The sequence below is a fragment of the Pantoea dispersa genome (assembly GCF_019890955.1).
In the GTDB taxonomy this organism is placed as follows: domain Bacteria; phylum Pseudomonadota; class Gammaproteobacteria; order Enterobacterales; family Enterobacteriaceae; genus Pantoea; species Pantoea dispersa.
On record NZ_CP082346.1, the window covers coordinates 569,625 to 585,420 of the forward strand.

10 protein-coding genes are annotated in these 15,796 nt (G+C 57.8%); 3 read left to right on the forward strand and 7 right to left on the reverse strand.

Going from position 1 to position 15,796, the window contains the following annotated elements:
• Positions 1–239 precede the first annotated feature (239 nt).
• From K7H94_RS02710 to K7H94_RS02730, 5 genes are read right to left on the reverse strand one after another with little or no spacing between them, the layout of a single operon-like run.
• Positions 240–1,202, reverse strand: coding sequence for a Csu type fimbrial protein (locus tag K7H94_RS02710; RefSeq protein WP_141496425.1), 963 nt, complete (start codon positions 1,200–1,202; stop codon positions 240–242).
• A complete protein-coding gene (locus tag K7H94_RS02715; protein WP_222951599.1) occupies positions 1,199–3,631 on the reverse strand; it encodes a fimbria/pilus outer membrane usher protein in 2,433 nt (810 codons plus the stop codon). Before K7H94_RS02715 ends, K7H94_RS02710 begins: the two co-directional genes overlap by 4 nt.
• Positions 3,631–4,329 carry a fimbrial biogenesis chaperone gene (locus K7H94_RS02720; protein WP_420874719.1) on the reverse strand — a complete coding sequence of 233 codons (699 nt, stop codon included), beginning with the start codon at positions 4,327–4,329 and terminating at the stop codon, positions 3,631–3,633. The genes K7H94_RS02715 and K7H94_RS02720 overlap by 1 nt, the downstream gene beginning before the upstream one ends.
• A 24-nt stretch (positions 4,330–4,353) precedes the next feature.
• A complete protein-coding gene (locus K7H94_RS02725; protein WP_021509579.1) occupies positions 4,354–4,857 on the reverse strand; it encodes a Csu type fimbrial protein in 504 nt (167 codons plus the stop codon).
• Positions 4,858–4,879: 22 nt separating this feature from the next.
• Positions 4,880–5,449, reverse strand: a complete 570-nt coding sequence (locus tag K7H94_RS02730) for a spore coat protein U domain-containing protein (RefSeq protein ID WP_021509578.1) — start codon at positions 5,447–5,449, stop codon at positions 4,880–4,882.
• A 547-nt stretch (positions 5,450–5,996) separates the two neighbouring features.
• On the opposite strand from K7H94_RS02730, the gene K7H94_RS02735 reads away from it, so the two are divergent.
• Positions 5,997–8,096 carry a putative bifunctional diguanylate cyclase/phosphodiesterase gene (locus tag K7H94_RS02735; protein ID WP_222951600.1) on the forward strand — a complete coding sequence of 700 codons (2,100 nt, stop codon included), beginning with the start codon at positions 5,997–5,999 and terminating at the stop codon, positions 8,094–8,096.
• Between the two features lie 162 nt (positions 8,097–8,258).
• The gene (locus K7H94_RS02740) at positions 8,259–10,349 is read left to right on the forward strand and encodes a putative bifunctional diguanylate cyclase/phosphodiesterase (RefSeq protein ID WP_222951601.1); all 2,091 of its coding nucleotides are present in this window, start codon (positions 8,259–8,261) and stop codon (positions 10,347–10,349) included.
• A 279-nt stretch (positions 10,350–10,628) separates the two neighbouring features.
• Here K7H94_RS02740 and K7H94_RS02745 read toward each other — a convergent pair whose 3' ends face one another.
• Positions 10,629–13,334: an Ig-like domain-containing protein gene (locus tag K7H94_RS02745; RefSeq protein WP_222951602.1), complete on the reverse strand. Its 2,706-nt coding sequence runs from the start codon at positions 13,332–13,334 to the stop codon at positions 10,629–10,631.
• A gap of 12 nt (positions 13,335–13,346) precedes the next feature.
• Between K7H94_RS02745 and K7H94_RS02750 the strand changes: the two genes are divergently transcribed.
• The gene (locus K7H94_RS02750; protein ID WP_222951603.1) at positions 13,347–13,541 is read left to right on the forward strand and encodes a hypothetical protein; all 195 of its coding nucleotides are present in this window, start codon (positions 13,347–13,349) and stop codon (positions 13,539–13,541) included.
• On the opposite strand, the gene K7H94_RS02755 is transcribed toward K7H94_RS02750, so the two are convergent.
• Complete coding sequence (locus K7H94_RS02755; RefSeq protein WP_222951604.1) at positions 13,538–15,793, reverse strand: Ig-like domain-containing protein; 2,256 nt, start codon at positions 15,791–15,793, stop codon at positions 13,538–13,540. The genes K7H94_RS02750 and K7H94_RS02755 overlap by 4 nt on opposite strands.
• Positions 15,794–15,796: the final 3 nt, after the last annotated feature.

Consider the following 15,796-nt stretch of genomic DNA (forward strand, 5'->3'; position numbering starts at 1 on the left):
ACACCCGCGCGATCAGCCCCTTCTCCCGCTGGCGGGAGAAGGCGGGGGATGAGGGTGCCAGCCAGCTCCTGCTCTGCGCGCTGGCCCTCACCCTAACCCTCTCCCGCATGCGGGAGAGGGAACCGTTCAGTGCGGTTTCACCAACCTGCGCTTCACCTCAACACCCGCGCGATCGGCCCCTTCTCCCGCTGGCGGGAGAAGGCGGGGGATGAGGGAATCAGCCACTCCTTACCCGCCCGCTAAAACGCCACATCCACCACCACGCTATCGCTGTAATTGCCCGCTGCGGGCGTATTCTGCGTAGTCAGAATCTGCGCCGTATAGGTAAAGTTGCGCGTCACGGTATCCGCGTTGAGCGATGTCGAGGTCGCGCTGCTCCAGCGGTCGCTGCCGCTCGGGCCCCAGCGATTGGTGGTGGTGGTGCCTTTATAAATATCGTACGCCAGCCGGTTGGTGCCGCTCGCCATCTGGCGCGTGGTGCCGCTGTAATAGCTGCCATTACTCAGTCCTACCGTATACGTGCTGCCCTTTGAACACACCACGTTAATTGTCTGCTGCACGGTAGAAAAACTACCGACCAGCGGGGCACTGCCGAAGCTGACGTTCGGCGCCGTAATGGTGGTGCAGTCGTTGGTGATCACCATATTCACGGTGATCGGCATCGCCGTCCCGCTGCTGCTCTGCACCGTGCCGACGCACGCGCCCGCTACGTTCAACCCGGCGCACACGTTATAGCTCACCGTCAGCGTGATGGTGGTGGTGTAACTGCCGGCGGCAATCACCTGGCCAGGCACGGTGCGGAAATAGAGTGGAATGACAAAATTGAGGCTGTTGCCGAGCGCCAGCAGCGCGGAAGAGTTCCAGCGATAGCTGCCGCCCTGGCGCAGTTCGGTGGCACAGGCGCTGTCGATGCACAGCTGAATCGGCACGTTATCGGTGCCGCTGGCAGACGCCTTCATAGTGGCGCGCGTGCCGCTCAGGTAGTTGGCGGTGGTAAACGCATAGGCGACGTAATCGCTGCCCAGCAGGTTGAGCGTGCCGGTGCCGCAGTTAACGTTGGTGTTACTGGAGGTATTGACTGCCGTCGACTGCACGTAAAACGTGGTTTGCGTGCCAAAGCTGGCGCTGGGGGCCGAAAGCGAACAGAGCGCGTAGCTGCTGGCCGGCAGCAGCCACAGCAGTAAGAACAGAAATTTCCTCATGGCGAGATCCCTGACTGTGAGTTGTTGGCGGCATTCACTGCCGTACCGGGCGCGGCAGGCGGCAGCGGGCAGGTGAGTGGACCGTAAGTCTGCAGCGCTTTAGGCTGCCCCTCAGCAATAGCCAGCGTGGTCTCGCACTGGCGTCCGTCCGGCGTCACCACGCGCATCGGGTTGCTGGCGCTGAGATCTTCCATCCACACGAGGCCGTCCCAGCCGACATATTCGGTGGCGCGATCGCGGCGCAACACCTGGCTGGAGACCGGCAGCGGCTGGCCGTCGCTGTCGTGCAGGATCACGCTGGCGGCGCGCAGGCGCTCCACCGGGAAATTCAGCAGATAGCCACTTTTGCGCTTCACCGCGAAGCGCTGCTCCACTTTGGGCGCGGTCATGTCAGCCGGCAGATCGAGGGTATCGATATCGTACTTCGCGCCGTAATAGCTGCTGATGGACGGCACCAGCAAATAGCCGGCGTCATCGGTGCGGCCCATCGCCTGGTTCTCGTAGCGCACCGTCACGTCCGGATAGCGGGTTTTCACCACCACAAAGGCATCGTTGATGTTGTTGGCGGCGAACACATGGTTGTCCATCAGCACCAGCGAGCCGGTGAAATCGGCCCACTGCGTGGTGTTGTCATCATCGCCGTAAAAGCCGGCGGAAGTATCAATCTTGTTGTTGCGATAGCGCAGGCTGCCCTGACGATAATCGCCGCTGTCGCCGCCCTGATGCGCCCATGACGCATCGTAAGCAAAACCGCCGTCGCTCGGCATGGCGCGCGACACGTACAGGCGCTGATTGCTTTGTCCCTGCTGATCGCGCTCGACGCTGATCGATGCGCTGCTCTGTTCGCCAAACGGAATCACCAGCGAAATCGCGCCGCTCCAGTCGCCCTGTTGCTGGTCGCGGCTGGCGGAGATGTACAGGCTGCTGTTGCCCCACAGGTTTTTACTCCACGATAAATTCCACAGGCGGGTGCGATCGCCGCTGCCGCCGGCGATGTCCAGATACGCCAGACCGAGGCTGCCGTACTGGCTGAGCGACAGGCTGGCGGTGTACTGCGCACTGCGTCTGGCGAGCGAATAGCTGGTATTGGCGCTGTCGCCGCGGCTGCCGACCAGCGCCAGGTTGCCGAAATCCGCGCTGCGCAGCGTGTGCTGGGTGCCGAGGCTGAACCAGCTGTTGTTGTACTGGTAACCCCAGCTGTACTGGGTGCCGGGCCTGCCGTCCAGCTGGCTCTGCGCCAGCGCGGCGTTGATGACGCCCAGGCTGCCCAGCTTCACCAGCGCGCCGGCACCGCCCATCGCCACGTCGCTGCTGCCTTCGGCGTGCGATTCGAGCGTCAGCCAGTCGCGCAGGCCGTAGCGATAGGATCCGCTGGCCGCCGCCGCGCCGTAATCAAAGTTTTTGATGCCGTAGTTCTCGCGAATCGCCCCGGCGGAGAAGGCGTAATCAGACAGGCCGGTTTTCAGCAGGCTGCTGGAGACGTAGAACGGCAGCGTTGTCGTCACCTGACGGCCGACCGCGTCGGTGGTGGTGATCACCGCATCGCCCGCCCCGTTCACGAACGGCACATTGGTCAGCGACCACGGCCCCGGCTGCACGTTGGCCTGCGCGCTGCGGTAACCATTGATAAACAGATCGACTGACGACGGCACCGCCGCCTGGCCGCTAAAGGCCGGCAGCGGGTAGGTAACCAGATCCGGCCGCACGCTGAAGTCACGCGCGATCTGCACGCCGCCAAGGCGCACGCTGTTGCTCCAGCCCAGCGCATCCGTAATTAAATCGCCAGCGCGCCAGCTCAGCGCGGCGTTCTCGTTCTCGTTGCTGTACCAGGTGTCGTAGCGAATGTAACCCTGCTGCTGGCCGCGGGTGTCACCCGCAAGCTGCTGAATATAGACACCGTTGCTGGAGAACTGGCCGGCCGGGCCGAACAGGCGCAGCTCGTTCCAGCTGGAGAGGCGCGAACCGGCGTTGTCGGTTCGCGTAGCGTAGAGGTCGTAGTTGAGCAGCGCGCCGTTGCTGGCCTGGCCGGGATAGCGCGGGCCATTTTGCGGCTGACCGAGCGTCTGCTCTGGCAGCCAGGCGGGCGGTACCGTCAGCAGCAGGCGCTGGCGGCGTTCATCGTATTCCACTTTAACCTCACCCAACTGACCGGGAGCGACCTGTTCGCCAGCCAGCTTCGCCGCCGGAATGCCGGCGCGCTGCAGATCGCCGCTGCGCAGCCAGAACTCACCGTCGCGCCGCTCGACCGGCACAATCTCGCCCCGTTCGCGCTGGTTCACCACCAGTTCCAGCATGTATTGCTGGCCGCTGGCGCTGTGGCTGACGGCAGGCGGCGGTGGCAGCTCAGAGAAAGTCTCTGCGCTGCTCAGCGGGGAAAAGCACAGCACGCTGGTCACCGCCAGCGCGCAGGGAGGCGGCGTCAGCTTCATCAGCGCGCGGCAGCGCTGCGCCAGTGAGTTTTATTCACCTCGGCCGCGAGTTCACCGCTCACCGGGCTGTTCAGCGGCCAGCGGTGGCTGCTGTTAGCCAGCACATAGCCAAACAGGCCGTTGCCGAGCGCGCGACCGCCGACGGTGACGTTGCTCAGGCGCGCGTGGCCGTTGCCGCGATTGGTCAGCTCCAGCCAGCGTTTGCCGTCGCGGCTGACCTGACGCCAGCTGAGATCGGCTTTGGCGCTGTCGCGCGTCAGGCCATCGCCATAGACAAACAGTGGCACCGAGTAGCGCATCTGAAACGTCAGCCCGGCCTGATTCTCGCCCGGCGAGCGCGGCGTCGGGATCTCATCCAGCACCACACGATAGGCTTGCTCCACGCCGGCGGGCGGCGCGCTCTGACGAATCAGGCGCACCAGCTGCTTCTGCCCCGGCTCCAGCCGCACCATCGGCGGGCTGGCGACCACCTGCTGCTGCGTTTGATACTGTTCCTGGCCGTCAATCTGCTGCCAGTTGAAGATGCGCACCTGCATGATGGTGGTGGCGTTACCGCGATTCTCCAGCCACAGTTCGCTGGCTTTTTCCTGTGGGTTGATGGCGGGATCGATCGGCCAGATCATCAGCGAGTTGGCCGCGAAGCTGGCGGGCGAAAGGGCCAGAAGTAACCACAGAAGCAGGGCGCGCAGGCTCATCATCTTTTATCCTTTTTTATGCTGCCGTCACCAGCTCAGGGTGACGGTTAACGTATCGGTATAAGTCCCGGCGCGCGTCGGGCCGGGCAGGGTTAACAGGCCGTAAATCGGCAGCACGATGTTATTGGCGTTGCTGTAACTCAGCGCCACCGGCGAGTTAACCGGAATCGCCGTGGTGTGCGCTGCGTTGGTATACAGGCTGTACGCCACGGTATCGGTGTTACTGGTGTGTTTGAGATTGCGGCTGCTGGTGTAATTGCTGCCGCCATTGATGCTCATGCTGAGGGCGGTACCCGGCGTGCAGGCGAGGGTGAGGGTGGTACTTTGCACGTAGCTGGCGCTGACGCTGCTGCTCGCCACGCCCGACTGGGTGCCAAAATTCAGCGTGCCAAACACGCCGGTATTGGTACCGGAGATCACGCAGCCTGCCACCACTGACGCAGAGACCTGGAAGGTGGCCGTCGGCAAACTCCAGGCCGGGACGCTCCCTATCAGCAGGGCCAGGCTGCCAGCACGCAGCAGCCAGACCATCCTTCTTACCCCACCGCTGGCGTCAGTAGTTCACCGCCACGTTAATAGTATCGGTGTAGGTACCGGCCGGAATCAGTGGGTTAAAGCCGCCGCCGACTACCCGACCGTAAATGGCATAGTTGGTGCCGAGCGTCGGATCGGTGGTGCCGCTGGCGGCAATGTTGGTGTTGTTGGCGATGGCGGTGGTAAACGCGGCGTCGCTGTACAGCGTGTAAGCAATGCCCTGCGTATTGTTGGAGCCGAGGATCAGGTAACGCGGCTGGCCGCTCACCGTACCGTAAATAGTGGCCGGTGCCGGATTACTGCTGGTGACCTGCACATTGAAGGTCTGGCCGGTGGTGCAGCGGACAAAAATGCCGTTCCCGGATGCACCCACCAGGGTGGCGTTTAAGGTATCAAAGGTTGCAGCGCTGCTACCGAAGTTCAGGGTACCGAAGTTAACCCCGCTGGTGGCGGACTGACCGTTCACCAGACAGCCGGTGGTGAGCGTCAATGTGGCATTGATGGTTCCCGTTGTGGTGGCAGCAAAAACCGTTGCAGGGGCGAGCGCGGCGCTCAGGCTGGTAGCCAAAAGAAAAAGCTTGAGTTTCATAATCAATCCTTACTGATTATCCAAGGTCAGTGCTTTTTCGCCTGGTGATTTATTAATGAAACGAACCCGTAAATAACAAGACGCCGCGATCGGCAAACGAACTTAATGCCCTGCCACCTAAGAAAATTCTTAAAGGCTGAGTTAGTGATTTATATCAGTTTTATTTACTATAGAACACCCTTTTGCCGCTTGTACAACGCACCGGAGAATTTTCGCTAATCAATTCTCCCTTTTCGCCGATAACGCAGTCATAACAAGGGCTGGCGGCCCGTTAAAAAAACCAAACGGCGAGTGTTTTCCCCCTCTACCGCGACTTCAGGTTCAATGCTATGTTCATGCATTAATCAGATATCATTACTTTTCCCGGCCGCGACAGACGATGAGAATAAAAAATAGCCGTGTAATACCTCCAGTTATTTATGGACCTGTTTTTGTGTCGCCACAGCGCGGGTGGTCATTAGCTACCTCTCATTGATGTTTTCACTTTTTCTGTTGTTAATTGACGATACCGCACCTGCGCCGCCGCGGGTTGAGTTGAGGAGCGCACATGTTGCTGGTTACCTGGGATAGCGTTCTGGTTGCCGTTTCGCTGATTGTGGCGTTTATCGCGGCGTTTACGGCGCTGGATACCGCCGGGCGCGTCGCCGTGTCGCGCGGCCTGCTGGCGAAACTGTGGCTGGTGGCCGGCGGTACGGCGATGGGCATTGGCATCTGGGCGATGCACTTCATTGGCATGCTGGCGATGATGATGCCGATGACCATGCGCTATGACATTCCGCTCACCGCCTTCTCGCTGCTGATGGCAATTCTCACCAGCATCTTCGCCTTTGCGCAGGGCCTGCAGGGCAGCCATCTGACGCGCCGCCGGCTGCTGCGTGGCACGGTGATCCTCGGCAGCGGCGTGGTTGCCATGCACTATCTCGGCATGCTGGCGCTGCTGATCGAACCCGCCATTCACTGGGATTTGCGCCTGGTGGCACTGTCGGTACTGATTGCCTATGGCGCATCCGGTGCCGCGCTGTGGCTGGCATTCCATCTGCGCCATGGCGAGAGCCTGCTGCTGATGCGCGCCTGCGCGGCGCTGGTGATGGGGGTGGCGATTGCCGGCATGCACTACACCGGCATGGCGGCCGCGCATTTCAGCGCGCCCGGCAGCATGCAGCACCACGGCATGGGGCAGGAGGGGCTGGCGGTGTGGGTAACCATCATCACGCTCACCATTCTCGGTCTGACGCTGCTGATCTCTATGCTGGACGCCCAGCTGCGCGCGGCGCGTCTTGCCGCCCGGCTGCGGCGCGCCAACAGCGAGCTGCGCCAGCTGGCGCTGCACGATAATCTCACTGCACTGCCCAATCGCGTCATGCTGGACCAGCAGCTCAGCACGCAAATCAAACACGCGACGCTGTATGACCAGCCCTTTGCCCTGATGTTTATGGATCTCGACGGCTTCAAAGCGGTGAACGATACCTGGGGGCATCACGTCGGCGATCGTTTGCTGGTTGCCGTGGCGGAACGGCTGCGCACCCAGCTGGAAGCGGACATTTTGCTGGCGCGCCTCGGCGGCGATGAGTTTGTCATGCTGTGTCCGCAGTACGCGGCAACGCAGGCTGAAGCGCTGGCGCAGCGGCTGGTGCACAGCATTGATGCACCGTTTGAGCTGGATCGTTACTCGCTGCGCGTCTCGCTCAGCATCGGTATTGTGATCTTCCCGCAGCATGGCCGCAGCCCGCAGGAGATGATGTTCAACGCGGACTCGGCCATGTACCACACCAAGCACAGCGGGCGTAACGGCTGGAGCCTGTTTGAACCGGTGATGAGCGCGGTGGCGCAGCATCAGCTGGCGCTGGCCAACGATTTATGGAACGCGCTGGAGTGCCAGGAGATGCGCCTGTTCTACCAGCCGAAATTTCGCGCGGGCGGGACCATTCTGATGGGTTTTGAGGCGTTACTGCGCTGGCAGCATCCGCGCCGCGGCTTGCTGATGCCGGATATGTTTCTGGCGCGCGCCGAGAAAACCGGCCAGATTGTGGCGCTCGGCAACTGGGTGATCAACGAAGCCTGCCGCCAGCTGCGGCAGTGGCATGACGAGGGCAATCGCGACTGGAGCGTCTCGGTTAACCTCTCCGCACTGCAGTTTCATCAGCGCGATCTGATCGACACGCTGCGCCAGACGCTGCAGCGCTACCAGCTGCCGGAAGGCGCGCTGATGCTGGAAATCACGGAAAACATCGCCATGCGCGATCCGCAGTTCAGCCAGCAGCGCATCGCCGAACTGCAGCGGCTTGGCGTCAAAGTGGCCATCGACAACTTTGGCATTGGCTACGCCAATCTGCTGCACCTCAAGCATCTTGAGGCCAGCGAGCTGAAGATTGATCGCGCCTTTATTAACAGCCTGCGTGCCGACAGTGAGGATGCAACCGTGGTGACCGCCATGCTGACGCTGGCGCAAAGCCTTAACCTGCGCATGGTGGCGGAGGGCGTGGAGACCGAAGAGCAGCAGCGCCTGCTGACCGGTCTCGGCTTTGACACGCTGCAGGGGTATCTGCTGGGCAAACCAACGCCGGCGGAGCGCATCGGCGAATTCACTGCATCAACGCAGATTGCGCCGCACTTTCCTGATAACGTGCTGCCGCTCACCGGCGCCTGACCAGCAATTTTTGTTCTCCTTCACATCGGAAGCTTTCATCGTTCAGTGACTCATATCGGCAGCCGGTCTGCCGATAATTTCAATTATAAAACCAACATTTTCTTTTTCATTTCAACAACACCACAGCTGACTTAACACAGCTTTTTTATATGGGAAATCACTATGTTAGTGACTTCGTACGATGCGTTTACCGTTATCGTCTCGATACTGGTAGCGATGCTGGCCTCGTTTACCGCGCTGGATATGGCGGGACGCGTCGCTTCCTCGACCGGCCGGGTGGCGCTGGTCTGGCTGCTGGGCGGCGGTTTCGCCATGGGCGTGGGTATCTGGGCCATGCACTTTATCGGCATGCTGTCGATGAGCCTGGATATGGTGATGAGCTACGATCCGCTGCTCACCGCCGCCTCAATGGTGGTGGCGATTCTCGCCTCCATCTTTGCCCTGTGGCTGGTGTGCTCGTCCGGCGACTTGCCGTGGCGACGGCTTATGGGCGGCGCGCTGGTGCTGGGTTCTGGCGTGGTGGCGATGCACTACACCGGCATGGCGGCGCTGATGTTTGAGCCGGGCATCAGCTGGAACTGGGGCTGGATTGCGGTTTCGGTGCTGATTGCGCTGGTGGCTTCCGGTGCCGCGCTGTGGCTGGCGTTCAACCTGCGCGAAGGACATGGCCGCGTCACGCTACTGCGCGTCGGGGCAGCCGTGGTGATGGGCTGCGCCATTGCCGGCATGCACTATACCGGCATGGCGGCGGCGAACTTCCCGATGCACAGTCACGCCACCCATCACGGCGTGAACAGCGACTGGCTGGCGATGCTGGTCACAGTAGTGACGCTGGCGATTCTCGGCATTACGCTGCTGGTTTCGATGCTCGACGCGCGTATGCAGGCGCGCACCTCGATCCTCGCGCGCTCGCTGGCGGAGGCCAACCGCGAGCTGGCACAACTGGCGCTGCACGATAACCTGACGCGACTGCCGAACCGCATCCTGCTGGAGGATCGCCTCGAGCAGGCGATCAACAAGGCCAACCGCGAGCGCTCGCAGTTTGCGCTGATGTTTATGGATCTCGACGGCTTCAAAGCGGTCAACGATGCCTTTGGTCATCACGTCGGCGATAACCTGCTGATTGCAGTAACCGAGCGCATGACCGACCAGATGAAAGGGCACTACACGCTGGCGCGGCTGGGCGGTGACGAGTTTGTGCTGCTGATTGAGATCGGCGATCCCAATGATGCCGCAGCGGTGGCGGATGCGCTGGTAAAAGCCGTGGATCGCCCGTTTAGCGTGTCACGCTACGAGCTGATGGTGTCGCTGAGTATTGGCATCGCCGTTTATCCCGGTGACGGCAAGGACGAGCGCGAGCTGATGTTTAACGCCGACGCCGCGATGTATCACACCAAGAACAACGGCCGTAACGGCTACAACTTCTTCCAGCCGTCCATGAACACGCTGGCGCAGTCGCAGCTGCAGCTTAATAACGACCTGTGGCAGGCGCTGGATAGCAACGAGCTGCGTCTGTTCTATCAGCCTAAGTACTGCGCGCCGAGCGGGCCGATCATTGGCTTCGAAGCGCTGCTGCGCTGGCAGCACCCGACGCGCGGCCTGCTGACGCCGGACAAGTTTTTGCCGATTGCCGAGAAGACCGGCATGATCATTAATATCGGCAACTGGGTGATCAACGAGGCCTGCCGCCAGCTGCACATCTGGCATCAGCAGGGCCATCCGCACTGGTCGGTGGCGGTGAACCTCTCTGCCTTGCAATTTGAGCAGTGCAACCTGGTCGACACCGTGACGCAGGCGCTGGAACAGCACCAGATCCCGGCGGAGCTGCTGACGCTGGAGGTCACCGAAACCACGGCGATGCGCGATCCGGAAGAGAGCGTGCGCATCCTCACCGAGCTGACCAGCATGGGGGTAAAAGCCTCGATTGATGACTTCGGCACCGGCTACTCCAGCCTGCTGTATCTCAAGCGCTTACCGGCCAGCGAGCTGAAAATCGACCGCGCCTTTGTTAACGAGCTGCAGGCCAAGTCGGAAGATGCCACCATCGTCTCCGCCATCGTCGCACTGGCGCAGTCGCTGGATCTCAAAGTGGTGGCCGAAGGCGTGGAAACCCAGGATCAGCAGGCGTTCCTCACCGGGCTCGGCTGCGACACCCTGCAGGGTTTCCTGCTGGGCAAACCGCTACCGCCAGAGCGCATCAGCGAGCTACCGGACTTTGTTAAGGACAAACCCGCGGCGCTGACGGTGGAGTAGAGGCTGGTTTCTGGCGTCTGTCGCTCCTGTCTCCGGGTGCGCGCGGTATGTCTTTTCTCTCTCCCACGTGCACGCTGTGTGTCTTTTCTCCCTCTCCCGCGTGCGCGCTGTATGTCTTTTCTCCTTCTCCCGTGTGCACGCTGTATGTCTTTTCTCCCTCTCCCGCGAGCGGGAGAGGGCCGGGGTGAGGGCCAGACCGCAACTAACCCAACAAAAAAAGCCGCAGCATCCCTGCTACGGCTTTTACCTCAAGCTCACCTAAAAAGGAGGAGAAAAAACTTATACCAGCTCGACTTTCACCCCTTCCTGCACCAGCAGTTCAGCATCGTTGTGGCTGTATACGTTATATTGAATCCCCCCTACAGTGACATGACCATTCTGCTGTACCCAGCTAATTTCACTCTGCTCATCAGAAACTAAATCAGCCAGCTTAACGGAATCGCCTCGTTCGCCCTTCACCATCATCTGCACTTTACCGTCTTCAATAAACAGATCTTGTGCGCCATGCTGCAATAAGGTTTTGGTATCAACCTGCAGAGCATTGTTGCCATGGCCGGAGAGATCGACAGTGGTAATGATGTCATGTTGGCTAAGCAGGTTTGATAATTCGATATTCGCCTCTTCACCCGTCAGGTATATGTGGCTGTCGTCAAACGTCACAATCTCTGTCATGGCCTGAACTTTATTATCGACAGGTTCGATTGTGATATTGTCGATGCTAAAATCATTGCCATTTGAACCGGATGTACCATTAGTTAATATCAGTTGTACAACCTTTGTCTCACTAGCAGTATAAAACCCCGTACGAGTTTCCCAGCTTTTACTCAAAGATTGTTCTGGTATAACAAACTGACCATCTATTTTAAATCCAATTTTAGCGAAATTAAAGTTTACTATGGGGAGTTCAATTGAGTCAAAAGAGATTTTATATCTTTTTCCTTTTTCCACGATGAATTCATGAGACATTACCTCGCCTTTATAATTGTAAGACCCCATTGTGTCAATTCCGACTGACTTACCTTTTGATGTCCATGAACTCACTTGTAACAGGCGTCCTGTCGCATAACCCTCCAGAGGTTTCCAGCCCTGAAAAGTACCATCATTGAAATCCCATTTAAGTATTTGACCATCATTTTGTGATGTAAGATTGATATGAAAAGGCTTACTCCATAGGTCATCATTCAGCTGGTTGAGATTTTTTGCTCTGAAATTACAATAGCTGAATAAGGTCAGTTTTGGGGCTTGCCATGTCCACTCTCCATTTTTATCGACTACGACTGAACCGCCTGCCTGCCATTGAGCGCTGCTTTGATGGTATTCGATAATAATAATTTCACCTGGTGTTCCTGTCCCTTTTAATATGGGATTTTCATCATCAGTAATTCCACCATTGCTTATCATGCCTGTTGAAGGTGGCGTGTCATCAATTGCACCCAATATAATGGGAAGGTCAGGCGTGGTAGAAATATTGAAATTTTCAGACCACTCGCTGTTTTCAGTATTAGTAACTAACTGCGCGCGAAAATGAAAAGTACTGTTGTAAGTGAGTTCAGGTGATTCAATATGCCAGTTGCCTGACGCATCTGCTATAGTAGTGCCTGCATCTTGCCAGTTCCCATTAGCCTCACGATATTGAATATAAACAGTAGCATTTGCTTCTGCCCTGCCGCGTATTTCTGGAGTGAGATCGTCTGTAGAAGCGTTAGATTGTAGAGCACCCGTTATGTTACCAAAATCGTCAACGGCGTGGATGATTGATGGCTTTAAACCAGTCCCAGAAACTACCGTCAGGGAAAAATCACTGTTGCTATTATGCGCTGTAGCGTTATCACTGGCCGAGAACTGATAGCTTCCCGGTGAAATACGGTCGGTTTCATACACCCAGTTGCCATCCACGCCAGCCTGCACGCTGCCCAGTAGTTCCCAGTCGCTCAACGCGTTACGGAAGTGGATATAGACAAGACTGTTAGCCTCAGCGCGACCGTTCAGCGTTGGCGTACGGTCATCGGTGATTGCACCGCTGTGTAATAATCCGGTATTGATGCCAAAATCATCCCACGCATGCGTGATGGAAAGTTCGCTCTGAGGCGTCAAATCAATTTCCAGCGTGAACTCATCCGTCCAGCCGTTGCCCGCATTGGCACGGAACTCCCACTTGCTTTCACCCAGCGCCTGATCCGGCGTCCAGCTCCATTCGGTGCCGTTCAGCGTGGCGTAACCGCCGTCAACCCACTGGCCGTTCACGTCGCGGTACTGAATCAGCACGTTGCTGCCCGCCGGCGCGGTGCCGCGCAACGTTGGCGTGGTGTCATCGGTCAGCGCGCCGTCCAGCAGTTTGCCCTGTGCGGCACCCGCGTCATCGAGCGCGTGGGTGATTTCCACTTTGCCGGGTGCCGGGGCGGCTGCGTCATCGGCAATGGTTAGCTTGAAGGTCTCCGATGCCTTGCTGACGTAGCCGCGCCCATCGGTGGCCGTCACATACAGCGCATGCTCACCGTCAGCCAGCGTCGGGGTGATTTCCCAGTAACCGCTGCTGCTGGCTTTAACGCTGCCAGTCAGCTGGTTCTGCTCGTTGTAGAGGCGCACGATACTATCCGGCTCGGCCACGCCCTTCAGGGTTGGCGTGCGGTCGTCGGTCTGCTGTCCGGAACTGACCGGACCGGTTTTATCACCCGCATTGTCATCGGCACCAATAATCAGTGGCTGGTCCGGCGCGGTAAGGTCAACGTTAACGATTAATAGCGATGGCGCACCAATATTTCCGGCGCGGTCAATGGTACGCACGGAAAGATTATGCGGGCCTTCAGCCAGCGGAAATGGCGGCTGCCAGCTCCAGCTGCCGTCAGCGGCGATGGCGACGCTATAGACTGTCTCATCCATAACAATTTCCATGATGCCGCCGGCTTCACTTTCTGCTGAGCCGGTAAAAGTACGCTGCGGATCGGTAGTCCAGAGTTGTTTTGCGTTGGTGAGTGCTGTGCTCATGAGGTTTTCCTGTTGAGTAATAATCAGAGTCCTGGTGAATCTGTCCGAATCAAACGACAGGCGGCGATTATTAGTCGATCAGATAATTCTCCCAACGAGAAAGGTCTTGAAGGAAAACTGGCTGCGGTGATGGCTGTGAAAGGTAAAACCAGCAAAATGAAAACAGCAAACCACACCAGAAAAAGGTGTGGTTTGCCTGGGGATTAAATCAGCTCGACTTTCACCCCTTCCTGTACTAACAGTTCGGCATCGCCATGATTATAAACCTGGTAATGAATGCCAGCGACAGTAACGGTGCCGCTCAGCTGCGACCAGCTGGCAGTCATATCAGTCCCGGGAACTAAATCTGTCAATTTAACGGTGTCGTCTTTATCACCCATAACCACGAGCTGTGTTTTGTCGTCATTAATAAACAGACTTTTTTCACCATGCTGTAATAAATTTTCTGCGTTTACGGTGAGTATCCCTGCAGTACTATTATCCATGTTGATCACGGACGAATCACCAGGCCTGACCGGCAGGTTTGCCAAATCGAGACTGCTAACGTCGTCAGTGATTGAATCGCTGAGAAGAGCATTCTCCTGCTCTGTACTTTTAACCGCCTTATCAGCACCCAGTTCGATAACAAATTTGCCCGTCCAGTCACTTTTATTAATGCCGTTAGTGCTGCGGGCATGGTAAACCCAAATGCCGTTGCTGCTTAGTTCGGGTGAGACCATTGACCAGTTGCCGTTAGCATCTACTTTAGTACTGCCCGCTGATTTCCAGGATTCGTATTGTTTACCATACTCAATTTCGATAATTGCACCAGGTACGCCTTTCCCCGTCAGTGTCGGCGTTTTATCGTCGGTCCTGCCATTGTGTTGAATATCCCCCTGGACTGTGCCGACATTATCCACTGCATGCGTAATTTGAGGCGCTTTATCGGCCTCATCACCCACGTTCAGGGTAAAGGTTTTGCTCCAGCCGCTATTCACGGCACCATTGGTACTACGCGCCCTGTATTCCCAGATACCGTCTTGAGTTAGCAGCGGTGATGTAAATGTCCAGTTACCGCTCTCATCCACCACCACGCTACCTGCTGTTTTCCAGTAATCTGTAGATAAACCGTAATGGATTTCAATCACTGCGCCTGGAGCGCCTTTGCCTTGCAGCGTCGGGGTTTTATCGTCCGTCAGGCTCCCACTGCTTAATTTTCCGGTGGCTGAACCGGCATCATCAGCGGCCTGGGTGATCTCTGGCACTTTATCCGCTTCAGCGGACACGTTCAGGACGAACTTTGGCGTCCAGCTACTTTTGCTTGTTCCGTCCAGCGTACAGGCGCGGTATTCCCACTTACTGTCGCTTGTAAGCTGCGGCGAAACCAGTGACCAGTTACCGTCGGGGGCGACCATTACGCTACCGGCGGTGCTCCAGCCACCGCTGGCGAGACCGTACTCAACCAGAATAATGGTTCCAGGCACGCCTTTCCCCGTCAGCGTTGGGGTTTTATCGTCGGTGATGGCACCTGTTGTCAGCTGTCCGGTGCTGGTGCCGTTGTCGTCCAGGGCATAGGTAATTTGTGGCTTAAGGTCGATTTTGAGCGTGAACTCATCCGTCCAGCCGCTACCGCTATTGGCGCGAAACTGCCAGTCGCCCTGACCCAGTCCAGGCTCGGGCGTCCAGTTCCAGTTATCGCCAGTCCGGCTGGCAAGGCCGCCATCAATCCATTTGCCGTTAGCCAGGCGATACTGAACGCGGACTTCACTGTCAGCTGGGGCGCTACCGTGCAGAGTCGGTGTGTAATCGATAGTCACCGCGCCATTTTTCAAACTTACCGGCTCGCTACCGGTGTCATCAATCGCATCCTTAATCTCTGTTTTAGCTGAAACGGGTGGGGCATCATCAGCAATAGTCAGCTGAAAAGGTTCGGATGCCTCACTCTCATAACCGCGGCCATCCGTTGCCTTAACGTAAAAAGTGTGTGTACCTTCTGCCAGCGTGGGCGTGATTTCCCAATAGCCATTACTGTTAGTCTTTACGCTGCCAATCACCTCATTTTGTGCATTGTAAAGACGAATAAGGCTATCGGGTTCCGCTACGCCACGCAGGGTTGGCGTGCGATCGTCGCTTTGCTGACCGGAACCGATTAACCCGGTTGCTGCGCCGTTGTCATCCAGTGCATTTATGATGATCGGCTGATTCGGCGCGGTAAGATCAACGTTAACGATTAATAGCGAAGGCGCACCAATATTTCCGGCGCGGTCAATGGTACGTACGGAGAGGTTATGCGGGCCTTCAGCCAGCGGAAATGGCGGCTGCCAGCTCCAGCTGCCGTCAGCGGCGATGGCGACGGTATAGACTGTCTCATCCATAACAATTTCCATGATGCCGCCGGCTTCACTTTCTGCTGAGCCGGTAAAAATACGCTGCGGATTGGTAGTCCAGAGTTGTTTTGCGTTGGTGAGTGCTGTGCTCATGAA